This window comes from Rhizobium sp. ARZ01 (assembly GCF_014851675.1).
Classification (GTDB): Bacteria; Pseudomonadota; Alphaproteobacteria; order Rhizobiales; family Rhizobiaceae; genus Mycoplana.
The window spans coordinates 14,732-35,615 of record NZ_JACVAE010000002.1; the positions used below are offsets into that span (position 1 = coordinate 14,732).

Sequence of the window (20,884 nt, forward strand, 5' to 3'; positions counted from 1 at the left end):
CGTGGAGCAAGCGACCGCGACAATCTGCAAGCAACCAATTGCCAATGGGAACAAAAGGCATCCGAACGCGTTCACCCAATCGGAAATTGAACCTTTTTCGGGAACGCACGATGCTCAGCACAATCCTGCTAATCATCCTGATCCTGCTCCTCATCGGTGCCCTGCCAAATTGGGGCTATAGCCGCGGTTGGGGATATGGGCCGTCGGGCGGCCTTGGACTTATCATTGTCATTCTGCTTATTCTGCTCCTGATGGGACGCATCTGACCTTTTGAAAGGAAAACAGAAATGAAGAAGTTGATTGTTGCGGCGGCACTCGCGCTCTCGGCGGTCTTGGCCACGGCATGCACTCAGACCGAAAAAGGCGCGGCGATCGGCGCAGCATCCGGTGCCATCATCGGTGGTGCCGTGACCAACAAGGTCGGCGGTGCGGCGGTCGGTGCAGTTGCCGGCGGTGCCATAGGCGCCCTGATCGGCAATGCAAACGAGCCGGGTCGGTGCATTTATCGCGACCGCTATGGGCGTCGCTATGAAGCACCCTGCCGCTAGAGCCATCGGGATTAACGAGAGAAGCGGGCCGCCAGCCCGCTTCTCTTCGTCGTGTTTGCTAGGCGTTTATGGCACCTTATGGCGCCTTCGCATTGCGCTCCGCCTCGTCCAGCCTTTCGAGAAGGTCGAGCAGTGCATCCGGAAGGGGTTCTGCTTCGATCGCATCGTAGAAGGACTTGAGCCTACGGCCGACCACGCTGTTCGGATCCAGCGCACCCCCCTGCTTGCGGCCACTGACAGCCGGCTTGCTCATGCAATATGCTCCTTGCCGCCAAGACGCTTTCCTCGTTTCGCCCCAAAAGCCGCCTATTCAATGGGATTCGAATTCGCACCAAAGTCGTTTCGTTTGCTTAATTTTACAGCAAACGAACCGGTTTCGGAACTTATTCAGGGAGAAGTCCATGCCGCTATCCACCCGAATTGCACCTCACCTGCCCTTGCTGCGAAGATTTTCGCGCGCGGTGACAGGGTCCCAAACCTCCGGCGACGCATATGTGGCAGCGATGCTCGAGGCGCTGATCGACAACATCGCGCTTTATCCGGAGCGCCCCGACGACCGAATCAGCATCTTTCGGCTCTATTGCTCGCTGTTCGACAATCTCCACGTTTCCATACCTCAGCCGCCGCAGTCGCCCTTCGGTTGGGAACGGCAGGCCGCTGCCAATCTTGCCCACGTCGCGCCGCTCGCCCGCAAGGCGTTCCTGCTATGCGCCGTGGAGGGCTTCGAGGTCGCCGAATGTGCCGACATTCTTGATGTTTCCGAGGACAGGGTGAACGGGCTACTGGGTCAGGCCGCCAGCGAAATTTCGCAGCAGGTCGCCACAGATATCCTCATCATCGAGGACGAGCCGCTCATCGCGATGGACATCGAGAACATGGTGACGGAGCTTGGCCATCGCGTGACCGGCATCGCCAGAACGCACGGTGAGGCGATTGAGCACTTTCGCCGTTCACCGCCGGGCATGGTGCTGGCCGATATCCAGCTTGCCGATGGCAGCTCGGGTATCGATGCGGTCAACGACATGCTGAAGAGCAGCAGCATCCCGGTGATCTTCATCACGGCATTTCCGGAGCGGTTGTTGACCGGCGAACGACCGGAACCGGCCTTCCTCGTCACGAAACCATTCAACCCGGACATGGTGAAGGCGCTGATCAGCCAGGCGCTCTTTTTCGATGAGCACGCGCGGCTGGCAAAGAGCGCCTGACCACCCGACAGCACATCAAAGCGGGCCTGCCTGGCAGGCCCGCCTTTTTTTGACAGCGTCAGTTTCAGGCTACTGCGGCCGTGACGATGATCTCGACGAGATATTCCGAGGTCGCCAGCTTGGATTCGCCGGTTGCGCGCGCAGGAGCATGACCGGGGGCGACCCAAGCGTCCCAGACAGCGTTCATCTTCTGGAAGTCGGCCATGTCGGCCATCCAGATCTGGGCGGAGAGGATCCGGGTCTTGTCGGTACCAGCCAGCGCCAGAAGACGATCGATCTCGGCCAGCACCTGCTTCGTCTGGGTGGCGACGTCGGCGCCGGCTTCGCCGACCTGACCAGCGAGATAGACGGTGCCGTTGTGGATGACGGCCTGGCTCATGCGCGCGCCGGTTTCAAAGCGAGTAATGGTCATGGGTGCATTCCTGTCGTTTTGTCGATCAAGCCCTGTGGCCGGCGTCCATCACGGACGCAGCAACCACCCGCCAGCGGGCATCTGGTGCGGCGAATGGTCTATACGATTGCGCCGATCGCTTTGCCAGTGCGGATTGTGAAAGGGTTGCTCATCCGAGCGACACACCGCACTCTTTCAGGCACGCTAGGCTAGGGAAAGTTTCCTGATGCCGTTCTCGACGATGGTTTCGAGAGGCGCGTCGATGCTGACCGTCACCACGCCCCGCTCGCCTGTCGGGTCTTCCAGTGTCGCGAACTGGCTGTCGAGGAGGCTCGCCGGCATGAAATGGTTCCGCCGCGCCTGCATGCGTGCGAGCAGCAGGTCGCGGCTGCCGTCAAGAAACAGAAAACTGAGATTGTCGCCGGCAGCAGCCCGAAGCCGGTTGCGGTAGGCGCGTTTGAGCGCCGAGCAGGACACGACGATCCCCTCCCCGGCTGCGGATGCCGCGTGAAGGCGGTCCCCTATTCGATCGAGCCACGGCCAACGGTCCGTGTCGGTGAGAGGAACACCTTTCGACATCTTCTCGACATTTGCGGGCGGATGCAGTTGGTCGCCTTCAAGGAAGGGCAGCGATAGCCGCTGCGCCAGGGCTTCGGCGACGGATGTCTTCCCCGAGCCGCTGACGCCCATGACGACGATCAAGCGACCCGGCGTTTCCGCCGCGTCGCTCAGATGTTCGCCGCCCGCCGTCATCGCTTAGAGCGGATGGTAGCAGGCGTGGCTGTGGGTTGCATCGCCTTCGACCGGCGGCATCGTCTGTCGGCACTCGTCCGTCGCCCGCCAGCAACGCGGGTTGAACGGGCAGCCCATCGGCGGCTTCAGCGGCGAGGGAAGCTCGCCCTGCAACTGGATGCGCTCGCGCTTGCCTTCCGGGTCGGCAACCGGCGTGGCCGACAGGAGTGCTGCCGTATAGGGATGCTTCGGATGAGCGAAGACACTCTCGGCCTTTCCAGTCTCAACCGGACGGCCCAAATACATGACCATCACGTCATCAGCGATGTGGCGTACGACGGACAGACCGTGCGAGATGAAGAGATAGGCAAGCCCCATCTCCTTCTGCAGGTCCATCAGGAGGTTCAGCACCTGCGCCTGGATCGAAAGATCGAGCGCCGAGACCGGCTCATCCAGCACCAGCACCTTCGGCCGCAGCATCAGCGCGCGCGCAATCGCGATGCGCTGCCGCTGGCCGCCGGAGAACATGTGCGGGTAGCGGTCATAGTGCTCGGGCCGCAGGCCCACCTTGGTCATCATCTCCTCGACCTTGCGACGCCGTGTGGCCGCGTCGTCCTTGGTGTTGATGACAAGGGGCTCCTCGAGAATCGTCCCGACCTTCTGGCGCGGGTTCAGCGAGCCGTAGGGGTTCTGGAAGACGATCTGCACAAGGCTGCGCAGCGACTTGTCGCCGACATGCGCCGGCTTGCCGTCGATGAGCAGCGTACCGGCAGTCGGGTCCTCGATCATGGTGACGAGGCGGGCGAGCGTGGACTTGCCGCAGCCGGATTCACCGACCACCGCGAGCGTCTTGCCGGAGTGCAGCTCGAAGGTAACGCCGTTGAGCGCCTTGACCGTCGCTTCCGGTTTGAACATGCCGCGCTTGACGGAATAGAAGCGGGAAAGATCCTTTCCCTGGAGAACAGGCTGGCTCATCAGGCACGCTCCTCGGCCAGTTCGGCAGTCTTGCCGGGGTGATTCTGCGGGACACCGCCCACGAGCGGGTAGTTGCACAGCGCATTGCCTAATGCCGGCGATTGCAGCGTCACCGACTTGCGGCACTGGTCCGTCGCAAACGTACAGCGTGGAGAGAAGAGGCAGCCGGTCGGACGGTCATGCTGGCCGGGGACCACGCCTGGGATCGACGGCAGACGACCGCCGACGGTGGCGCGCTCCGGCAGCGAGGACAGAAGTGCCGCCGTATAGGGATGGTGCGGGTCGCGAAAGAGCTCCGTGACCGGCTGCTCCTCCACCTTCTGGCCTGCATATTGCACCTGTACGCGCTCGGCGGTTTCCGCAACCACGCCCATGTCGTGCGTGATCAGCACCAGCGCCATGTCGTTCTCCTTCTGCAGGCGAACGAGCAGATCGAGGATCTGCGCCTGGATCGTCACGTCCAGCGCTGTTGTCGGCTCGTCGGCGATGAGCAGTTTCGGATTGCAGGCAAGCGCCATGGCGATCATCACGCGCTGGCTCATGCCACCCGACATCTGGTGCGGGAAGTTCGACAGCCGGTCTTCCGGTGCCGGAATACCCACGAGACGCAAAAGCTCGATAGACCGCTGGCGCCGCTCGGCCCGGTTGAGACCCATGTGGATGCGGAGCGTCTCGCCAAGCTGAAAGCCGACCGTAAAGCACGGATTGAGGCTCGACATCGGCTCCTGGAAGATCATCGCGATATCCTTGCCGATGATCTTGCGCCGCTCGCGGGCCGACATTTTCAGCAAGTCCTTGCCGTCGAAGGCCATGCGGTCGGCGGTGATCTTCGCCGTCCACGGCAGAAGTCCCATGACGGCCAGCATGGAAACGGACTTGCCCGAACCGGACTCGCCAACGATCGAGAGGATTTCACCCTTGTCGCAGGAGAGCGAGACGCCGTCCACGGCCCTAAACAGGCCGGATGACGTCTCGAACTCGACGGTGAGGTTTTTGATTTCGAGAAGGGGCATCGCGATCACGACCTCTTCAGCTTGGGGTCGAGGGCATCGCGCAGGCCGTCACCCATCAGGTTGATGGCAAGCACGGTGATGAGGATGGCAAGGCCGGGGAAGGTCACGACCCACCAGGCGCGCTGGATGAACTCACGCGCTTCAGCGAGCATCGTGCCCCACTCAGGTGTCGGCGGCTGAGCGCCCATGCCGAGGAAGCCGAGCGCAGCAGCGTCCAGGATCGCGGCCGAGAAGGCAAGCGTTGCCTGAACGATCAACGGCGCCAGACAGTTCGGCAGGATCGTCTTGAACATCAAACGCAGCGTACCGGCGCCGGCGACCTGGGATCCGACCACATAGTCCTTCGTTCGTTCCGTCATCACGGACGCCCGCGTCAGGCGGACGAAATGCGGCTGGTTGACGAGCGAGATCGCGATCATGGCGTTGACCAGACCTGGCCCGAGAACAGCCACGAGCACGAGTGCCAGCAGCAGCGACGGGAACGCCAGGATGATGTCCATAATGCGCATGATGAAGGTATCGACCTTGCCGCGGAAATAGCCCGCGACCAGACCGATCAGCACGCCCGAGATCACCGACAGCGTCACGACGACGAGACCGATGAAGAGCGAGAACCGCGCGCCGTAAATCAGGCGCGAGAGGATGTCGCGGCCGACAGCATCCGTGCCGAGCACATGCGCCCAACTGCCGCCCTGTTGCCATGCCGGCGGCAGGAGCAGGAGTTCGCGGTTCTGGGCGCTCGGGCTGTGCGGCGCCACGAACGGCGCGAAGATCGCCACAAACAGGATCACCAGAAAGATGACAAGGCCGATCACAGCGCCCTTGTTGCGGGAGAAGTAGAACCAGAACTCCGACAGCGCGGACGGGTGTGCGGTGGCTTTGGCTTCCACGGCCTTGGGCTCGGCGGCCTTAGTATCAATTGCAGTCATTGCGCCACCTCCTAGTGCCGGATACGCGGGTTAATGAACCCGTAGGTGAGGTCGACGAGCAGGTTGACGAGCATGATCACGCCGGCAATCAGCATAAGCCCGCCCTGTACCACAGCGTAGTCACGCTTGAAGACGGAATCGACCATCCACTTGCCGATGCCCGGCCATGAGAAGATCGTCTCGGTCAGGATTGCGCCCGCAAGCAGCACACCGACCTGAAGGCCGATCGTCGTGATGACCGGGATCATCGCGTTGCGTAGCGCATGCACCCCGACTATCCGGAACGGCGACATGCCCTTGGAACGCGCCGTGCGGACATAGTCCTCGCCCAGCACCTCAAGCATCGCCGAACGGGTCTGACGCGCGATGACGGCAAGCGGAATGGTCGCGAGAACGATGGTCGGCAGGATCAGATAGGTCACGGCCGACTTGAAGGCGCCGGCCTGTCCCGACAGCAGGCTGTCGATCAGCATGAATCCGGTGACGGGGGGGAAGAAGTACATCAGCGAGATGCGGCCCGAGACGGGCGTCCAGCCAAGGTAACCGGAAAAGAAGATGATGAGCAGCAGGCCCCACCAGAAGATCGGCATCGAATAGCCGACGAGGGCACCGCCCATGATGGTCTGGTCGAGCCAGGAGCCGCGCTTGACTGCCGCCAGCACCCCGGCCGGGATACCGAGACAGACCGCGAGGATGATCGCGCAGAGCGACAGCTCGAGCGTTGCCGGGAACAGCTGCAGGAAGTCTTCCAGAACCGGGCGCTTGGTGACGATCGAGCTGCCGAAATCGCCGGTGAGCAGCCCGCCCAGATAGTCGAAGTACTGGATGTACATCGGACGGTCGAGGCCGAGCTGGTTCATCAGTTCGGCGTGGCGTTCGGGCGACATCACGCGCTCGCCGGACATCAGCATGACCGGATCGCCGGGAAGAAGCCGGATGAATGAGAAGGCGATGAGCGATACCCCGATGAAGGTGGGTATCAGGACGGCCAGGCGGCCGAGAATAAAACGTAGCATGGGAGCCAATCCCTTATTGGAAAACCGGCGGCCCGAATGTCTTCGGACCGCCGGCCATTGCACGCTCTTTGCGGCGTAGCGTTCTCGTAACCGATATTACTCGGCGATGTCTACGCCGTCGAAGATGAAGTCGCCAAGCGGCGACTGGACGAAGCCCGAAACCTTCTTGCTCATCGGAACGACGGCAAGCGAGTGGTCCAGCGTGTTCCAGGGCGCCTCGCGCTTGAAGATGACCTGGGCCTCTTCATAGAGCTTCGTGCGCTCGGCAACGTCGGCGGTTGCCTTCGCCTTCGTCATCAGGTCGTCAAACTCCTTGTTGCACCACTGCGCGCGGTTGTTGCCGCCCACGGCATCGCAGCCGAGCAGTGTGTCGAGGAAGTTGTCCGGGTCGCCGTTGTCACCCGTCCAGCCGAGGATGGCCGCACCGTCGCGGTCCTTGGCGGAGGAGAGCTTCAAGTACTCGGCCCACTCGTAGGAGACGATCTCGACCTCGACGCCGATCTTGGCGAGGTCAGCCTGCATCAGTTCTGCTGCACGGCGGGCGTTCAGCATGTACGGACGCGCGACGGGCATAGCCCAGATCTTCATCTTGAGGCCCGAAACACCGGCGTCCTCAAGCATCTTCTTGGCCGCTTCCGGATCGTACTTGTCGTCTACGACGGCGTCGTTATACGACCACATGGTCGGCGGGATCGGGTTCTTGGCGACGGTTGCCGCGCCCTGGAAGACCGCGTCGACGATGGCCTGCCGGTTGATCGCCATGTTGAGGGCCTTGCGGACCTCCACCTTGTCGAACGGCGGAACGAGCGTGTTGTAGGCGAGGTAGGCGACGTTCAGGCCGGCCTGCTCGGAGATGTGCAGGTTCGGATCGGCCTTCAGTTCGGCGACGTCAGCTGCGTTCGGATAGGACATCAGGTGGCATTCGCCGGCCTTCAGCTTCTGGGCGCGAACAGCGGCGTCCGTGGTGATCGCGAAAACGAGGTCGTCGATCTTCTGCTTGTCGCCCCAATAGTCCGGGTTTGCCTTGTAGCGGATCGCGGCATCCGGCTGGTAGGCGACGAAGGTGAAGGGACCGGTGCCGAGCGGCTGCTGGTTCATCAGTTCCATCTTGCCTTCAGCCTGAAGCTTGTCGGCATATTCCTTCGACACGATCGAGATGAAGGGCATACCGAGGTTGGCCAGCAGCGGCGCTTCCGGACGCTTCAGCGTGATCTTGACCGTCAGGTCGTCGACCTTCTCGATCTTTTCGATGACATCGGGCAGGCCCATGCCGGCGAAGTATTCCCAGGATGCACCCGGAACATACTTGTTCCACGGGTTGTCAGCCTTGTACTGGCGCTCGAAGGAGAAGATCACGTCGTCGGCGTTCAGTTCGCGCGTCGGCGTGAAGTAGTCGGTCGTCTGGAACTTCACGCCCGGACGGAGCTTGAAGGTGTAGACGGTGCCGTCTTCCGAAATGTCCCAGCTCTCGGCCAGCGCCGGCTCGACTTCCGTCTTGCCGCGCTTGAATTCCACCAGCCGGTTGTAGACCGTGTGCGCAGCTGCGTCGAAGGTCTGACCACCCGTGTAGAGACCGGGATCGAAGCCTTCCGGCGACGCTTCCGAGCAATACACGAAGGTCTTCGACCAAGCGGCCGTCGCCATCATGGAGGCGAGTGCGGTCGCCGCGAGTAGAGTAGTCAGCTTTTTCATAGCGAGCTTCCCAGGTTTGCTTTTTGTTCTCTCATGTCCGGACACGGGTGCATTGAGGCCCCGGCCTTGCGCGGATGGAACGATATTTGCCGCTGGAATGCAATAAGTCCGCGAATAAATTTATCCAAATGTAGAACAGTAGGGAAAAATCATCTTCTAAGGACCTATTTTGACTTTTTACACACCAATGCCGCGCTGACGCGCGAATCGCACATTTGCGCCAAATGCGGTGTCAATCCCGACGTTGAACGATAGCTCGGGCATTCTCATCTGTGGCAGTTGCCCCCGAGGCAGGAAGGGCTGCATTCCGCCGCGCCCTGTGGCGGCAAGGCGACCGCGTGTTGAGCGCAGCTCTTCCGGCTTCTGCCCTGCCCCTCCCATCGAGCTGAGCAATGCCGGCGACGGAAAAAGCGCTGGCACATCCAAAATGTGGCGGAATTGCCCTTTGCTCGCGACGCATGGAGCGTTAGACTCACTGCATGGCTCGATGGTTGGGGAGGCCACGTGGCCGCACTTTCGCAGCATCATCGCCGGTACGATTTCGAAAGCGATTTGGGAAAGGCTCTCAATCGGGTCGATTTCTTTCGGATGTTTCACGGCACGGCCCTCCGTTACGGATTCGAGCATTTCGGCGTGCTGCAGCTCGCCGCCGAACAGGAGGGCAGCAATCTCTCCAGCAAACTCATTCTGCACGACCTGCCCGCCGGGCTTGCCGAATCCTACGACAAACGCCACCGCTTCAGCGATTCGGATGTGTTCAGGAGTTTGCATCGCTCAGTGATCCCGACCGTGTGGCGCTCCGGAGCCCCGGAACAGGGGGAAGGCGGCAACAACCTGCTTGACCAGCTCGGATTCGGCCTGGCGGCATGTGTGCCGGTCCATGCAACCACGGGCGCACGCTATGCAGTGCTTTTTCTCGGCGACAACGACGACATCGGCCGCCAACAGCACATGGAACTCTGCTACGAGTCAGTCACGGTCTTCGATTGCTTTTACCGGATTGTACTGTCGATCAGGACCGGGATGGGCTTGACGCCTCGCGAGACCGAGATCCTGCGGTGGATATCCCACGGCAAGACGGCCAGCGAGATCGCCCTTATCGTTTCCGTTTCCGAGCACACCGTAAACTCGCACACCGCGACGATCCTGAAGAAACTCGACGTGGTCAATCGCACGCAAATGGTGGCAAAGGCGATCCGCGAACAGATCATCATGTAAGGCGCTGTCGATTTCCTTGGTTAACGTTGCGTTAACTGGCATATTCGCAACCAGAGGGGTTGTGAAGCACTACCGCCTGAACCAGAGTGAGACCGGACAAGACGCCAGCCGTCGAAGCGTTATGCAACATCCACTCGATACATTCTTGGTTCCAAGATCAGCCTGAGATCGCCATGACCGTCACAGTGAATATTCTGCTTGTTGACGACGATCCCGCCGAAAACGTGATCATGCGGGCACTGATGCGCAAGGTGGCCAACGTCGCGATCAAGTTGCACTATGTTGAAACCGTCGAAGCCGCCCTCGAGTTCATCCGCAGCGGCGAACCACGGCTCGACATGATCCTTATGGACAACCGCCTTCACCCGCAGGCCGATTTTCGGGAGACGGTGCCCGAACTGCGCCAGAACGGCTACATCGGGCCGATCGGCGTGATCTCTTCCTCGATCTCGGACGCCTATTTCCAGACGATCGACGACTACGGTGTCGACTTCCGCATAGACAAGACCGAGTTGGATCCAACCGCAATCGGCTTCATCATTCAGGAATTCATCGACAGGGATACAGGAACAGGCAGATAGCCGGCCTTACGGCGTTTGCAAAGGCGCCCGCGATTGTGGCTATAGAAAGGATTCGACGTCTCGCAGCACCCCGCGTCTACCCGCAAGAACGCTACCCCGGCATTCTAGACAAAGCGGCAGGTTTCCGGCACTGATCGGTTCAGGCCGCCGGTTGGCGTTGGCCGCGCGCCTCGTCGATCCCAAGCAAGAAGCTGATCTGCGGGCGGGCCTTGACGAGATCGTCGATCGTGTACTGCTGAAGGACCTCGAAAAAGGCGTTGAGTGCCTTGCGCAAGGCTGCATTGAGGCCACAGCTGTCCACGAGCGGACATTCGATTTCCCCCGCCTCGAAGCACTCTGCCATCGAAAAGGAATCTTCGGTCACACGCACGACATCGAAGAGCGTGATGTCGGAAGCGGGCTTAGGAAGCCGCACGCCGCCATTGCGACCACGCACCGTCTCGACAAGGCCTGCACGCGTCAGAGGCTGCAGGATCTTGAAAAGAAAGAGTTCCGACACCCCGTAGGCCTTGGCAATTTCCGGGACACGGCTCAGCTTCTCACCGTTTGCCGCACAGTACATCAACAGCCGCACGGCATAGTTCGTCTGTTTCGTCAGGCGCATCTCTGGCTCCGAATCCGATCTGGTGGCCTACATATAGGCCGGATCAAAGTTTGGAACAATTCCAAAAAGCGGAAAATCACATTCATGTTATATGCAACATGCCAGTTGACTGTCCGAAAAGCTGCCTTAAAAGATGAGCCGCAGAGTTAAGAATAAGGAGGCAAACCCTTGGCCCATCTCAAAAAGCTCGCACTCGCATTGTCGCTTGCCGCAAGCACCGCAGTTCCCGCACTGGCGGACGGCGAGGTCAACATCTATTCCTATCGCCAGCCAGACCTGATCCAGCCGCTTCTCGATCGCTTCAAGGCCGAGACCGGCATCGCGACCAATGTCCTGTTTCTTGACAAGGGCCTCGTCGAGCGCATCCAGGCAGAAGGCGAGAACTCCCCCGCCGACGTCATCCTGACCGTCGACATCAGCCGCCTCACGGAAGCCAAGGACGCCGGCATCACCCAGCCGATCAAGAGCACAGTGGTCGACACCGACATCCCTGCGCAGTATCGCGATCCGGACGGAGCATGGGTTGGGCTCACCACACGTGGGCGCGTTGTGTATGCCTCGAAGGATCGGGTCGCCCAGAACGACATCACCTACGAGGAACTGGCTGACCCGAAGTGGAAGGGCAAGATCTGCACCCGCGACGGCCAGCACTCCTACAACATCGGCCTCTTCGCCTCGATGATCGCCCACCATGGCGAGGCCGAGACCGAAAAGTGGCTGACTGGCCTGAAAAACAACCTCGCCCGCAAGCCCGATGGCGGCGACCGTGATCAGGCAAAGGCGATCTTCGCCGGCGAATGCGACCTGGCGCTCGGCAACTCCTACTATGTCGGCCTGATGCTGACGAACGAGAAGGAGCCGGCACAGAAGGAATGGGCCAACTCGATCAAGGTGCTGTTCCCGAATGCCGCGGACCGCGGCACGCACGTCAACGTTTCCGGCGTGGCAATGGCCAAGCATGCGCCGAACAAGGACAACGCCCAGAAGCTGATCGACTTCCTGGCTTCCGGCGAAGCCCAGGAAATCTATGCCGAGCAGGTATTCGAATATCCTGTTATGCCGGGCAAGGAGCCCTCCGACGTCGTGAAGTCATTCGGCTCGATCAAGCCGGACGCGCTTCCGCTCGCCGACATCGCCGCCAACCGCAAGAAGGCCTCCGAGCTGGTCGACAAGGTCGGCTATAACGACGGACCGACGAACTGATCCGCGCTCGGCTTCGCGCCATCGCAGCGCGAGCCTGTAGGTAGTTGCTTACCCAATTACCAACCCCGCCAGATGCTGGCGGGTTTTCTTTGTGACCATGCAGCTCCCGCCCCGGCGGAAAGTTCGGCATAACGAAAAAGGGCCCCTTGCGGGGCCCTTTCTAATTTTTTCTGAGCCGATCACTTCATCGTCGGGATGACAAACTCGGCGCCGTCCTTGATGCCCGACGGCCAGCGGCTCGTGACCGTCTTGGTGCGGGTCCAGAACTTAAACGAATCCGTGCCGTGCTGGTTGAGATCGCCGAAGGAGGACGCCTTCCAGCCGCCGAAGGAGTGGTAGGCCAGCGGAACCGGGATCGGCACGTTGATGCCGACCATGCCGATGTTGATGCGCGAGGTGAAGTCGCGGGCCGCATCACCGTCGCGGGTGTAGATCGCAACACCGTTGCCGTATTCGTGCTTCATCGGAAGAGCGAGCGCTTCCTCGTAGTTCTTGGCGCGGACAACTGACAACACCGGCCCGAAGATTTCGGTCTTGTAGATGTCCATGTCCGGCGTGACGTGGTCGAACAGGCAGCCACCGACGAAATAGCCGTCCTCGTAGCCCTGGAGCTTGAAGTTCCGACCATCGACCAGCAGCTTGGCGCCCTGCTCGACGCCGCTGTCGATCAGCCCCTTGATGCGTGCCTGGGCTTCCTTGGTGACAACAGGCCCGAGATCGGCCTTCTCGTCGGAATACGGGCCGATGCGCAGGCTCTCGACCATCGGCACGAGCTTGTCGATCAGGCGGTTGGCGGTGTCCTCGCCGACCGGGACGGCCACCGAGATCGCCATGCAGCGCTCGCCGGCGGAGCCGTAACCGGCGCCGATCAGGGCGTTGGCGGCCTGGTCGAGGTCGGCGTCGGGCATGATGATCATGTGGTTCTTTGCGCCGCCGAAGCACTGGGCGCGCTTGCCGTTCATCGCCGCGGTGCCATAGACATAGCGGGCGATCGGCGTGGAGCCGACGAAGGAAACGGCACCGATATCCGGATGCGTCAGGATCGCGTCAACCGCGCCCTTGTCGCCGTTGACGACGTTGAGGACGCCCGCCGGCAAACCGGCCTCGATCATTAGCTCAGCGAGGCGGATAGGCAGGGAGGGATCACGCTCGGACGGCTTCAGAATGAAGGCGTTACCGCAGGCGATCGCAGGCGCAAACATCCACATCGGAATCATGCCAGGGAAGTTGAACGGCGTGATGCCCGCACCGATGCCGACCGGCTGGCGGATCGAATACATGTCGATGTTCGGGCCGGCGCCTTCGGTGAATTCGCTCTTGGAGAGATGCGGAACGCCGATGACGAACTCGCAAACCTCAAGGCCGCGAATGATGTCGCCCTTGGAATCCTCGATCGTCTTGCCATGCTCCTTGGAGAGCATCTCGGCCAGTTCGTTCATGTTGTCGTTCAGAAGCTGAACGAACTTCATGAAGACGCGGGCGCGGCGCTGCGGGTTGGTCGCTGCCCAGGCGGGCTGGGCAGCCTTGGCGACTTCGACGGCGGCGGCGAGTTCGGCTTCGCTTGCGAGCGCCACCTTGGCCTGCACTTCGCCGGTTGCGGGATTGTAGACGTCGGCCGTGCGGCCGCTCTTGCCGGCCACGTGCTTGCCGCCGATGAAATGTCCGATCTCACGCATGGGGTATCCTCCAGATGTTATGTCAGACATGATCGCACTACAATTTGCTCAACTCAATCGTCTGATGTAAGCAACCGTTGTGCAGAAATTATAGCCCATCAGCCCATCGAAGGCGAAGAAATGAACTGGGACGACGTTCGCATGTTTCTCGCCGTCGCACGAACCGGGCAGCTGCTGGCGGCCTCGCGCCGGCTCGGGGTGAATCATGCCACGCTCAGCCGACGCGTCAGTGCGCTGGAACAGGAGATGAAGACGCGCCTTCTGGTGCGGCGAACCAACGGCTGCGACCTGACGGCCGAGGGCGAAGTTTTTCTGCACGCGGCCGAACGAATGGAGACGGAGATGCTGGCGGCGCAGGCGAAGATCGGCCGGATTGACGCAGCGGTGGCTGGCACCGTGCGGATCGGCGCGCCGGACGGCTTTGGCGTCTCCTTCCTCGCCCCGCGCCTCGGCCGGCTGACGGCGCGCCATCCCGAACTGAAGATCCAACTCGTGCCCGTGCCGCGCTCCTTTTCCCTCTCCCAGCGCGAGGCCGATATCGCCATAACGCTGGAGCGCCCGGAACAGGGCCGCCTGGTCTCCTCCAAGCTGACCGACTACACGCTTGGCCTCTATGCCAGCCGGGCCTATCTCGCCGCCCACGGCGAGCCGCAGGACGTCGAGTCCCTCAAGCATCATCGGCGCATCGGCTACGTGGAGGACCTCCTCTTCACCGCCTCGCTCGATTTTACCGGCGAGGTGATGCGCAGCTGGAATGCCTCGTTCGAGATTTCCAGCGCCACGGGGCAGACGGAAGCCGTCCGCTCCGGGGCCGGCGTCGGCATCCTGCACAACTACATCGCGCGGCTCGACCCGGAGCTGGTACGCATCCTGCCGGAAACGACGATCCGCCGCGCCTACTGGACCACCTATCACGAAAGCGCCCGCGACCTCGCCCGCGTCCGCACCGTCACCGCCTTCGTGCAGGAACTGGTGGAGCAGGAGCAGGGCATCTTTCTCTGAGAAACGGGCAGATGCACGTGTTGCTCTGATGGGCGCGGCGGTGATGCCGATCGCTGAACCAATGGCGAACGTGACATCGTCTTCCATGCTATGTTGACTAAAAGAGGCCACGACCATCGGCGAGGAGGGCGGAGCCATGCGTGAGATCCTGGGAAGTTATCGCGTTGCGGTGGAGACCGCGGCAATCGTCGTGGTCCTCATCGGGGTCCGAGCCTTGCTTTGGGCCATCGGGGTCACCGGCATGTCGACCACTCCGCTGATCTCCAGCGTCATCAGTGGCGGCATATTCGTCATGGGCCTTGTGCTTGCCGGCACACTGGTCGACTACCGCGACGCTGAGCGGGCGCCGACGGATGTCGCCGCCAGCCTCTATGCCTTGCTGCGGGAAACCGAGTCGATGAATCGGATCTGGGGAAAGCCGGATATGGTCGCAGCAAGGGCCCGCCTGATAGCGGTCGTCACGTCGCTGCGGGCCGACATCACCAGCGGCAACACCCGGGAATGCCAGGCGGCAATCGAGGACCTGTCGCAGACACTGGAAGAGCTTGAAGGGTCCGACGTTCCAGCGAACTATATCGTCAGGCTGCGGTCCGAGCAGGCCGCCCTGCGCAAGGCGGCGTTGCGGGTGTACCACATCCAACGCGAGGAATTCTTGCCGTCGGCCAAGGCGATGATCACGAGCGTCGTCGCCGTCATCATGTTGATCCTGCTGTTCACCGACATGGGTGGCCTCTTGGAGTCCCTGGTGACGGTCGGCTTCCTGGCCTTCTTCTTCATCTACCTGCTTCGGCTCCTCGGCGTCATCGACAAGCCGTTCAAGGCTGGTCACGAGCGCACGGACGATGATGTCAGCCTGTTCCTGCTGACGGAGTTCATGGTGCATGCGCAGGCGAAGGGCACTGACGCAATGCCACCAGAGGCCCTCGCGGCCAAGGTCGAAGAGCTTGAGGAGCGGATGGCGGACGTGGAACAGGCTCACTCTGAAGGCGAGTTTGGAGACGCGGCAGTGGCCCTCGAAGAAGTTGCTAGTCCCGTCAAGAAGGACGGCGCGGGGCGAAAGGCGCGCTAAGCGGGGGACACCGTGCAGGCAAACGGCTCCTATGTCGCTTGCCCCATCCGCCGTCGTTCAACTTGAGCGCGGCTGCCGCGGGTGGTAACTTGCGATCATAATATCCCAGTGTGGTTCAATTCTGCATTCTGCGCCTTGGCTGCGGGCTTTGAGCATTGCTCGGCGGCTCGGAAAGGAGCTCGCGAATGAACACGACGGCAACGGCCGCAATAGACGCGGTCGAAATCAAGATTACGATCCGCCCCGACCAGGAGCTTCTCGCGGAACGCGCGATGGAGGTCAACGAGGATACGGCCGAGGTCCGACTCATCTACTTCTACGACACACTCGATCTGCAACTGTTCGATGCAGGTGTTGTTTTACGTGGCAGACTCGTCAAGGGCGACGACGATGATTCCACCGTCAAGATCCGCCCAGTCGACGCGGCGTCAATTTCGGACGATTGGCGGCAATTGGACGATTTCAAACTGGAAGCTGATTGGGTCGGCGACGGCGCCGTCTGCTCGGCGTCGCTTACGGCCCCGCAGAAGCGCGACGAAATCGAGGAAGTTGCAAAAGGAAAACGCGCCATCGGCAAACTGTTCAATGGTGACCAGGAGCGCTTTCTCGGCGCGTTCCACAAGAACCCGGTGAAGTTCGGAGAGCTTCGCGTCCTCGGCCCAATTCGCGTGCTGCGCTGGAAACCCGAGCAAAAGACCTTTCCTCATGAACTGACACTTGAGGAATGGAGACTTCCCAACGGCGACGATCTGGTCGAGGTTTCGATCAAAGCACCGCCGGACGAAGCGGATCAGGCTCGGAAGGATTTCGACACGCATCTGAGGAAACTCGGGCTAGACCCGGAGGGCGCTCAAGAAACCAAGACCCGCGCCGCCCTGGAGTACTTCGCCAAGACTCTCAAGGAGACTGAGGCATAGCGCTCGACCGCCCCATGAGGGCAAACCTGGAAGGACGTCCACCATGGCCGCAATCGTTCCGCGATGGGAATGGCGCACGTTTGGCGCCCATTTCGGGATTGCGGAGACCCGGTTCGCAGCGTTGACGCCGGGAGCAATACAAGAGAGCGACGAGTTGTACTTTCTCGGCGGATCCGGTGCGAACGTGAAAGTGCGCGACGATCTCATGGATATCAAGGTCCTGCGGGAGGTGAACGCCGACGGTCTCGAGCGCTGGGAGCCGGTCATGAAGCAGCCGTTCCCGCTGCCGGCTGCCGAAGCGGCCAAGGTGTTCGAGTCGCTTGGCCTGGCGGCACCCCAGCTTGCCCGGGACGCATACAGCCTCGACGAGTTTGTCGCCGAGGTTGTCGTACCGAGCGGCGCGCTGCGCCCGGTCGGGGTCCACAAGCGCCGGGTGCGCTACACTGTCGGGGGGTGCACCTCGGAACTCACTGACGTCCAGTCGGAAGGCAGGTCTACCCGCACCATCGCGATTGAAGGAGAAGACGCGGCCGCTGTCGTTGCGGCCGTCGAGTCGATCGGCCTCGGCGGTTACTTCAACACCAACTACGCACTGGGCCTGCAGGCGCTGCTCGAGGACACGCCGGAACGGTTCGCGGTGATCGACGTAGGCACGAATTCGGTCAAGCTGCATGTCGGCGAGCGCGACAGCACCGGGTCGTGGCGCACGATCGTCGATCGCGCCGAACTAACGCGTCTGGGCGAAGGTCTCGAGAAGAGCGGCGAGATCGCGCCTGAGGCTGCCGCGCGGACCGCCAGCGCGATTGAAGACATGAGCGACGAGGCGAAGCGCAACGGCGTGCGGGCGATCGCCGCCGTCGGCACGGCCGGCCTGCGGATCGCCCGCAACAGTGCAGCGGTCCTCGACATGATCCGGACCCGGACGGGGATTTCGATTGAGGTGATCCCGGGTGCAGACGAGGGCCGGTTGGCCTATCTTGCTGTGAAGGCGTGGCTGCGCATGCCGGAAGGCGCGCTGGCTGTCTTCGACACCGGCGGCGGCAGCACGCAGTTCACGTTCGGCCAGGGCTCACGCGTCGACGAGCAGTTCAGCGTCAATGTCGGCGCCGTCCGCTACACGGAACGGTTCGGGCTGGCCGGCACGGTCGCCCCCGACGTGCTGCGCGACACGTTCGCCGCGATCACGGCCGATCTGTCACGCATCGAGGGACGCCCGTCGCCGGACGTCCTGGTGGCAATGGGTGGCGCCATCACAAACATCGCAGCGGTGAAGCACAGTCTCGACCGGTACGACGCGGATATCGTTCAGGGCACCGTGCTTGACCGGGCTGAAATCGACCGCCAGATCGAGATGTTTCGCTTGCGCAACGCGGAGGAGCGGCGGACGATCGTCGGCCTGCAGCCAAAGCGCGCGGACGTGATCTTGGCCGGCGCGTGCGTCGTCAGGACGGTGATGGACATGCTGGGGCAGAACTCGCTCACCGTCAGCGACCGCGGCCTCCGTCACGGTGTCCTGGTCGAGCGGTTCGGTGGCTGATCGCACCGGCCGGCCGGCGACCACGCGTCGGCATCTGGCCTTCCGTGGGAAGTGCCTTCCTCCATCACCTCGACTGGAGATTGCGTGCAATCTGAACCAGAGCGACGTCGCTGGCATCTGCCCCCTTCGTCTGTCGTCCGGCCTTCAGCCAGGCTTGGCTCATGGCGCTCAGAATCTGCTCGTCGGACTGAACCACGCCCGCGGCCTCGAAGTCCTTGCGAAGGATCGCAAGCACGTCATTGCATTCCACCTCAAGCGCGCCCCTGGCAAGGCCATCCGAATAGGCCTTGGCGTTTTCGCCGGTGAGCCCCAATTTATCCGCCGCCCACATGCCTACCAGCTTGTTGCGTCGTGCCATTCTCAAGATGTCCGTTTGGAAGCTGTTCATTGGGCTTCTCCATGGCGCCTGGGCGGAACAGTACCAGCAACGCGCCCGAGAGGATATCGCTGTTGCCCGCCGGCGCTCCTGATGCCCTGTGCCACAAGGCCTCTCTTGCCTTGTTCATTGCGGCAGCGGTCCGCCTGCCTGTTCCTGCACCATGAATTCGGCATACCAGGCCGGCCAGTCCGCATCGCGCTGGCCGCCCATCCGCTTCTCATGCTCGCCGTGCGCGGCCTCCGCCCGGCGAAGCGCTGCCGCGAGCTCGGTCGGCGAGGTGAAATTCGTGTCATTCGCGTCCACCCGCCCCGGCAAGCGCGCAGTGATCTCCTGCAGCAGCCAACTGTTGCCGTCCGGATCGCTGAAGGTGGCGTAGGAGAAGTAACTGCGGTGCTCCGGGTCTCGGCCCTTGACCGGCGGCTTTCCTGGACCGGCACGGTGAAACACGTCGCTCACATCGACGCCGCGAGCAATGAGGTCGGCGCGTGCAGCCTCGATGTCGGAGACTACGAGGTAGGTTCCAGTTGCCGAGCCGGGAGCGACAGCCGTAATCCCGGCGCCGAAATGGATCGAGCACCGCGAGCCCGGCGGCGTAAACTGCACAACCCGAAAAGTATCACCGACCGGGAAATCCACGTCGAGCCGCCAGCCCAGCTTGCCGTAAAAGTCCTTGGCACGATCGACGTCCGAAACAGGAATCACGACGACCTCGATCTTCATGTCGCCGTTGGCCTTTGGGGAGGTGACTGCCGCGTCGCTGGTTTTTGCCGATTGGGACATCGTCGTTCCTTTCCTGTCAGGTGCGCTGGTGGGCCGTCGGTTCAGCCAAGCCCCCGCAGCAGCGTCGGGATCACCTCCGAGACCGTTGGATGGATCGGCACCGCCCACTGCAGATCGGTGTAGCGTGTCCCGGCGTTCATGGCATCGATGACGCCGTGAATGGCTTCGTCGCCTTCAATGCCCAGAATCGCGGCACCAAGAATCTCCTTGCTATCGGCATCGGCTATCACCTTCATGAAACCTCTGGTCTCGGCGCGCTCCTTTGCTCGGCCGACCCGCTCCATCGGTCGCCTAGAAACAAGGATCTTGCGGCCCGATGAGGCCGCCTCCCTCTCGGTCATTCCGACGCGGCCGAGCGGCGGATCGATATAGAGGGCGTAGGCCGGGATCCGGCTCGATACCCTGCGGTCCTCGCCGTCGAGAACGTTTGCGGCGACGATCTCGAAATCGTTGTAGGACGTGTGGGTGAAGGCTCCGCGCCCGTTGCAGTCGCCGAGCGCCCAAATCCCCGGCACGTTGGTCGCCAGCCTGTCGTCGACGACAATGTAGCCGCGGGGATCCACGACGACGCCCGCGGCGTCGAGATCCAGGTCATCCGTGTTCGGCTTGCGGCCGGTCGCAACGAGAACGTGGCTGGCATCGATATCGCCCCCATTCAGGGACACATGTATTCCGTGCCCGGCCCGCGAAAACGAAATGCGCTCCACCTGCGTACGGACGTCGATACCCTCAGCCACGAGGATATCCCGGATCGCGTCCGAAACATCTTCGTCCTCGCGTGAGGCAAGGCGGGCGCCGCGCTCGACCACGGTGACGTTTGCGCCGAACCGCCGATACATTTGCGCGAACTCCAATCCGATGTAGCTGCCGCCGATGATCGCAAGGTGGCGGGGCAGCGTGTCGAGCTCAAGGATCGAGGTGCTGGTCAGGTAGTCGATGTCTTCGATACCAGGAAAGTCGGGGATTACCGGGCGGGCGCCGACATTGAGAAATATCCGCGGGGCAGAGAGGGTGTCGCCGTTGACCGTGACCCTGTCGGCCGCAACGAAGCGCGCGTGGCCAAAAATGATGGACACGCCGTCCATGCTGCCTAGCCAGTCCGCCAGTCCGTTGCGGGCGTCCATGGTTATCTGGTGCGCACGCCGGCGAACGACTTTCATGTCGACCGCGACTTCACCGGCAATCTTCACGCCCCAGTCGGCGCCGCGGCGGCCGATATGCGCCGCCCGCGCACTGGCCACCAGCGTCTTGGTCGGCATGCAGCCGGCGTTCACGCAGGTGCCGCCAAGGAACTTTCGTTCGATGATCGCAACCTTCATGCCGCGCTCGGCCATCCGCGCCGCAAGGAAGGGGCCCGCCTGGCCGGCGCCGATGAATATCGCATCGAACTGTCGCATCAGACCGCTCCGAAACGAAC

Annotated in this window: 23 protein-coding genes; 10 read left to right on the plus strand and 13 right to left on the minus strand. The window is 62.0% G+C overall.

Annotated features, from left to right (window positions below; genetic code table 11):
• Window positions 1–110 precede the first annotated feature (110 nt).
• Both IB238_RS14210 and IB238_RS14215 read left to right on the plus strand, forming a co-directional pair.
• Complete coding sequence (locus tag IB238_RS14210) at window positions 111–266, plus strand: DUF3309 family protein (RefSeq protein ID WP_192247920.1); 156 nt, start codon at window positions 111–113, stop codon at window positions 264–266.
• Between the two features lie 21 nt (window positions 267–287).
• Window positions 288–548, plus strand: a complete 261-nt coding sequence (locus IB238_RS14215) for a glycine zipper domain-containing protein (protein ID WP_192247922.1) — start codon at window positions 288–290, stop codon at window positions 546–548.
• 76 nt (window positions 549–624) lie between these two features.
• Here IB238_RS14215 and IB238_RS14220 read toward each other — a convergent pair whose 3' ends face one another.
• Complete coding sequence (locus IB238_RS14220) at window positions 625–801, minus strand: NepR family anti-sigma factor (protein ID WP_192247924.1); 177 nt, start codon at window positions 799–801, stop codon at window positions 625–627.
• Between the two features lie 148 nt (window positions 802–949).
• Here IB238_RS14220 and IB238_RS14225 point away from each other — a divergent pair, with 148 nt between their 5' ends.
• Window positions 950–1,753, plus strand: a complete 804-nt coding sequence (locus tag IB238_RS14225; RefSeq protein WP_192247926.1) for a response regulator — start codon at window positions 950–952, stop codon at window positions 1,751–1,753.
• A 64-nt stretch (window positions 1,754–1,817) separates the two neighbouring features.
• Here the strand turns inward: IB238_RS14225 and IB238_RS14230 are convergent, their stop codons facing one another.
• The 7 genes from IB238_RS14230 to IB238_RS14260 form a co-directional block, all read right to left on the minus strand.
• Window positions 1,818–2,165 carry a RidA family protein gene (locus IB238_RS14230; RefSeq protein ID WP_192247928.1) on the minus strand — a complete coding sequence of 116 codons (348 nt, stop codon included), beginning with the start codon at window positions 2,163–2,165 and terminating at the stop codon, window positions 1,818–1,820.
• A 183-nt stretch (window positions 2,166–2,348) separates the two neighbouring features.
• Complete coding sequence (locus tag IB238_RS14235; RefSeq protein WP_246723670.1) at window positions 2,349–2,897, minus strand: gluconokinase; 549 nt, start codon at window positions 2,895–2,897, stop codon at window positions 2,349–2,351.
• 3 nt (window positions 2,898–2,900) lie between these two features.
• Window positions 2,901–3,851: a peptide ABC transporter ATP-binding protein gene (locus IB238_RS14240; protein ID WP_192247931.1), complete on the minus strand. Its 951-nt coding sequence runs from the start codon at window positions 3,849–3,851 to the stop codon at window positions 2,901–2,903.
• On the minus strand, window positions 3,851–4,864 hold the full coding sequence (locus tag IB238_RS14245; RefSeq protein WP_192247934.1) for an ABC transporter ATP-binding protein: 1,014 nt from the start codon (window positions 4,862–4,864) through the stop codon (window positions 3,851–3,853). Before IB238_RS14245 ends, IB238_RS14240 begins: the two co-directional genes overlap by 1 nt.
• A 5-nt stretch (window positions 4,865–4,869) precedes the next feature.
• Window positions 4,870–5,793, minus strand: coding sequence for an ABC transporter permease subunit (locus IB238_RS14250; RefSeq protein WP_192247937.1), 924 nt, complete (start codon window positions 5,791–5,793; stop codon window positions 4,870–4,872).
• Between the two features lie 11 nt (window positions 5,794–5,804).
• Window positions 5,805–6,809 carry an ABC transporter permease subunit gene (locus tag IB238_RS14255; protein WP_192247940.1) on the minus strand — a complete coding sequence of 335 codons (1,005 nt, stop codon included), beginning with the start codon at window positions 6,807–6,809 and terminating at the stop codon, window positions 5,805–5,807.
• A gap of 96 nt (window positions 6,810–6,905) precedes the next feature.
• Window positions 6,906–8,501 carry an ABC transporter substrate-binding protein gene (locus tag IB238_RS14260; RefSeq protein ID WP_192247943.1) on the minus strand — a complete coding sequence of 532 codons (1,596 nt, stop codon included), beginning with the start codon at window positions 8,499–8,501 and terminating at the stop codon, window positions 6,906–6,908.
• Between the two features lie 588 nt (window positions 8,502–9,089).
• Between IB238_RS14260 and IB238_RS14265 the strand changes: the two genes are divergently transcribed.
• Entirely contained in the window at window positions 9,090–9,719 is a 630-nt protein-coding gene (locus tag IB238_RS14265; protein WP_246723698.1) for a LuxR family transcriptional regulator, read from the plus strand.
• A 173-nt stretch (window positions 9,720–9,892) separates the two neighbouring features.
• A complete protein-coding gene (locus IB238_RS14270) occupies window positions 9,893–10,300 on the plus strand; it encodes a hypothetical protein (protein WP_192247949.1) in 408 nt (135 codons plus the stop codon).
• A gap of 139 nt (window positions 10,301–10,439) precedes the next feature.
• On the opposite strand, the gene rirA is transcribed toward IB238_RS14270, so the two are convergent.
• The gene (rirA, locus tag IB238_RS14275) at window positions 10,440–10,904 is read right to left on the minus strand and encodes an iron-responsive transcriptional regulator RirA (RefSeq protein WP_192247952.1); all 465 of its coding nucleotides are present in this window, start codon (window positions 10,902–10,904) and stop codon (window positions 10,440–10,442) included.
• Window positions 10,905–11,072: 168 nt separating this feature from the next.
• Between rirA and IB238_RS14280 the strand changes: the two genes are divergently transcribed.
• Complete coding sequence (locus tag IB238_RS14280; protein WP_192247955.1) at window positions 11,073–12,107, plus strand: Fe(3+) ABC transporter substrate-binding protein; 1,035 nt, start codon at window positions 11,073–11,075, stop codon at window positions 12,105–12,107.
• Window positions 12,108–12,286: 179 nt separating this feature from the next.
• Here the strand turns inward: IB238_RS14280 and IB238_RS14285 are convergent, their stop codons facing one another.
• Complete coding sequence (locus tag IB238_RS14285) at window positions 12,287–13,783, minus strand: CoA-acylating methylmalonate-semialdehyde dehydrogenase (RefSeq protein ID WP_192247958.1); 1,497 nt, start codon at window positions 13,781–13,783, stop codon at window positions 12,287–12,289.
• A 120-nt stretch (window positions 13,784–13,903) separates the two neighbouring features.
• Here IB238_RS14285 and IB238_RS14290 point away from each other — a divergent pair, with 120 nt between their 5' ends.
• From IB238_RS14290 to IB238_RS14305, 4 genes are all read left to right on the plus strand, one after another.
• A complete protein-coding gene (locus IB238_RS14290; RefSeq protein WP_192247961.1) occupies window positions 13,904–14,785 on the plus strand; it encodes a LysR family transcriptional regulator in 882 nt (293 codons plus the stop codon).
• Between the two features lie 136 nt (window positions 14,786–14,921).
• Window positions 14,922–15,854: a hypothetical protein gene (locus IB238_RS14295; protein ID WP_192247964.1), complete on the plus strand. Its 933-nt coding sequence runs from the start codon at window positions 14,922–14,924 to the stop codon at window positions 15,852–15,854.
• A gap of 185 nt (window positions 15,855–16,039) precedes the next feature.
• Window positions 16,040–16,771 carry a hypothetical protein gene (locus IB238_RS14300; protein ID WP_192247967.1) on the plus strand — a complete coding sequence of 244 codons (732 nt, stop codon included), beginning with the start codon at window positions 16,040–16,042 and terminating at the stop codon, window positions 16,769–16,771.
• 43 nt (window positions 16,772–16,814) lie between these two features.
• Window positions 16,815–18,308 carry a Ppx/GppA family phosphatase gene (locus IB238_RS14305; RefSeq protein WP_192247970.1) on the plus strand — a complete coding sequence of 498 codons (1,494 nt, stop codon included), beginning with the start codon at window positions 16,815–16,817 and terminating at the stop codon, window positions 18,306–18,308.
• Window positions 18,309–18,372: 64 nt separating this feature from the next.
• Here IB238_RS14305 and IB238_RS14310 read toward each other — a convergent pair whose 3' ends face one another.
• From IB238_RS14310 to IB238_RS14320, 3 genes are all read right to left on the minus strand, one after another.
• The gene (locus IB238_RS14310; protein ID WP_246723671.1) at window positions 18,373–18,696 is read right to left on the minus strand and encodes an ATPase inhibitor subunit zeta; all 324 of its coding nucleotides are present in this window, start codon (window positions 18,694–18,696) and stop codon (window positions 18,373–18,375) included.
• Window positions 18,697–18,810: 114 nt separating this feature from the next.
• On the minus strand, window positions 18,811–19,467 hold the full coding sequence (locus IB238_RS14315; protein ID WP_192247973.1) for a VOC family protein: 657 nt from the start codon (window positions 19,465–19,467) through the stop codon (window positions 18,811–18,813).
• A gap of 41 nt (window positions 19,468–19,508) precedes the next feature.
• Window positions 19,509–20,864 (minus strand): FAD-containing oxidoreductase, encoded by a 1,356-nt coding sequence (locus IB238_RS14320; protein WP_192247976.1) that lies wholly within the window; start codon window positions 20,862–20,864, stop codon window positions 19,509–19,511.
• Between the last annotated feature and the right edge of the window lie 20 nt (window positions 20,865–20,884).

Excerpts from the sequence above, each read along its gene's own strand:
- IB238_RS14265 (WP_246723698.1), top strand. The coding sequence starts at position 9,090 with ATGTTTCACGGCACGGCCCTCCGTTACGGATTCGAGCATTTCGGCGTG.
- IB238_RS14295 (WP_192247964.1), top strand. The coding sequence starts at position 14,922 with ATGCGTGAGATCCTGGGAAGTTATCGCGTTGCGGTGGAGACCGCGGCA.
- IB238_RS14225 (WP_192247926.1), top strand. The coding sequence starts at position 950 with ATGCCGCTATCCACCCGAATTGCACCTCACCTGCCCTTGCTGCGAAGA.
- IB238_RS14320 (WP_192247976.1), bottom strand. The coding sequence starts at position 20,864 with ATGCGACAGTTCGATGCGATATTCATCGGCGCCGGCCAGGCGGGCCCC.
- IB238_RS14305 (WP_192247970.1), top strand. The coding sequence starts at position 16,815 with ATGGCCGCAATCGTTCCGCGATGGGAATGGCGCACGTTTGGCGCCCAT.
- IB238_RS14300 (WP_192247967.1), top strand. The coding sequence starts at position 16,040 with ATGAACACGACGGCAACGGCCGCAATAGACGCGGTCGAAATCAAGATT.
- IB238_RS14255 (WP_192247940.1), bottom strand. The coding sequence starts at position 6,809 with ATGCTACGTTTTATTCTCGGCCGCCTGGCCGTCCTGATACCCACCTTC.
- rirA (WP_192247952.1), bottom strand. The coding sequence starts at position 10,904 with ATGCGCCTGACGAAACAGACGAACTATGCCGTGCGGCTGTTGATGTAC.
- IB238_RS14270 (WP_192247949.1), top strand. The coding sequence starts at position 9,893 with ATGACCGTCACAGTGAATATTCTGCTTGTTGACGACGATCCCGCCGAA.
- IB238_RS14235 (WP_246723670.1), bottom strand. The coding sequence starts at position 2,897 with ATGACGGCGGGCGGCGAACATCTGAGCGACGCGGCGGAAACGCCGGGT.
- IB238_RS14210 (WP_192247920.1), top strand. The coding sequence starts at position 111 with ATGCTCAGCACAATCCTGCTAATCATCCTGATCCTGCTCCTCATCGGT.
- IB238_RS14220 (WP_192247924.1), bottom strand. The coding sequence starts at position 801 with ATGAGCAAGCCGGCTGTCAGTGGCCGCAAGCAGGGGGGTGCGCTGGAT.
- IB238_RS14260 (WP_192247943.1), bottom strand. The coding sequence starts at position 8,501 with ATGAAAAAGCTGACTACTCTACTCGCGGCGACCGCACTCGCCTCCATG.
- IB238_RS14315 (WP_192247973.1), bottom strand. The coding sequence starts at position 19,467 with ATGTCCCAATCGGCAAAAACCAGCGACGCGGCAGTCACCTCCCCAAAG.
- IB238_RS14230 (WP_192247928.1), bottom strand. The coding sequence starts at position 2,165 with ATGACCATTACTCGCTTTGAAACCGGCGCGCGCATGAGCCAGGCCGTC.
- IB238_RS14215 (WP_192247922.1), top strand. The coding sequence starts at position 288 with ATGAAGAAGTTGATTGTTGCGGCGGCACTCGCGCTCTCGGCGGTCTTG.
- IB238_RS14310 (WP_246723671.1), bottom strand. The coding sequence starts at position 18,696 with ATGAACAGCTTCCAAACGGACATCTTGAGAATGGCACGACGCAACAAG.
- IB238_RS14290 (WP_192247961.1), top strand. The coding sequence starts at position 13,904 with ATGAACTGGGACGACGTTCGCATGTTTCTCGCCGTCGCACGAACCGGG.
- IB238_RS14240 (WP_192247931.1), bottom strand. The coding sequence starts at position 3,851 with ATGAGCCAGCCTGTTCTCCAGGGAAAGGATCTTTCCCGCTTCTATTCC.
- IB238_RS14245 (WP_192247934.1), bottom strand. The coding sequence starts at position 4,864 with ATGCCCCTTCTCGAAATCAAAAACCTCACCGTCGAGTTCGAGACGTCA.
- IB238_RS14285 (WP_192247958.1), bottom strand. The coding sequence starts at position 13,783 with ATGCGTGAGATCGGACATTTCATCGGCGGCAAGCACGTGGCCGGCAAG.
- IB238_RS14250 (WP_192247937.1), bottom strand. The coding sequence starts at position 5,793 with ATGACTGCAATTGATACTAAGGCCGCCGAGCCCAAGGCCGTGGAAGCC.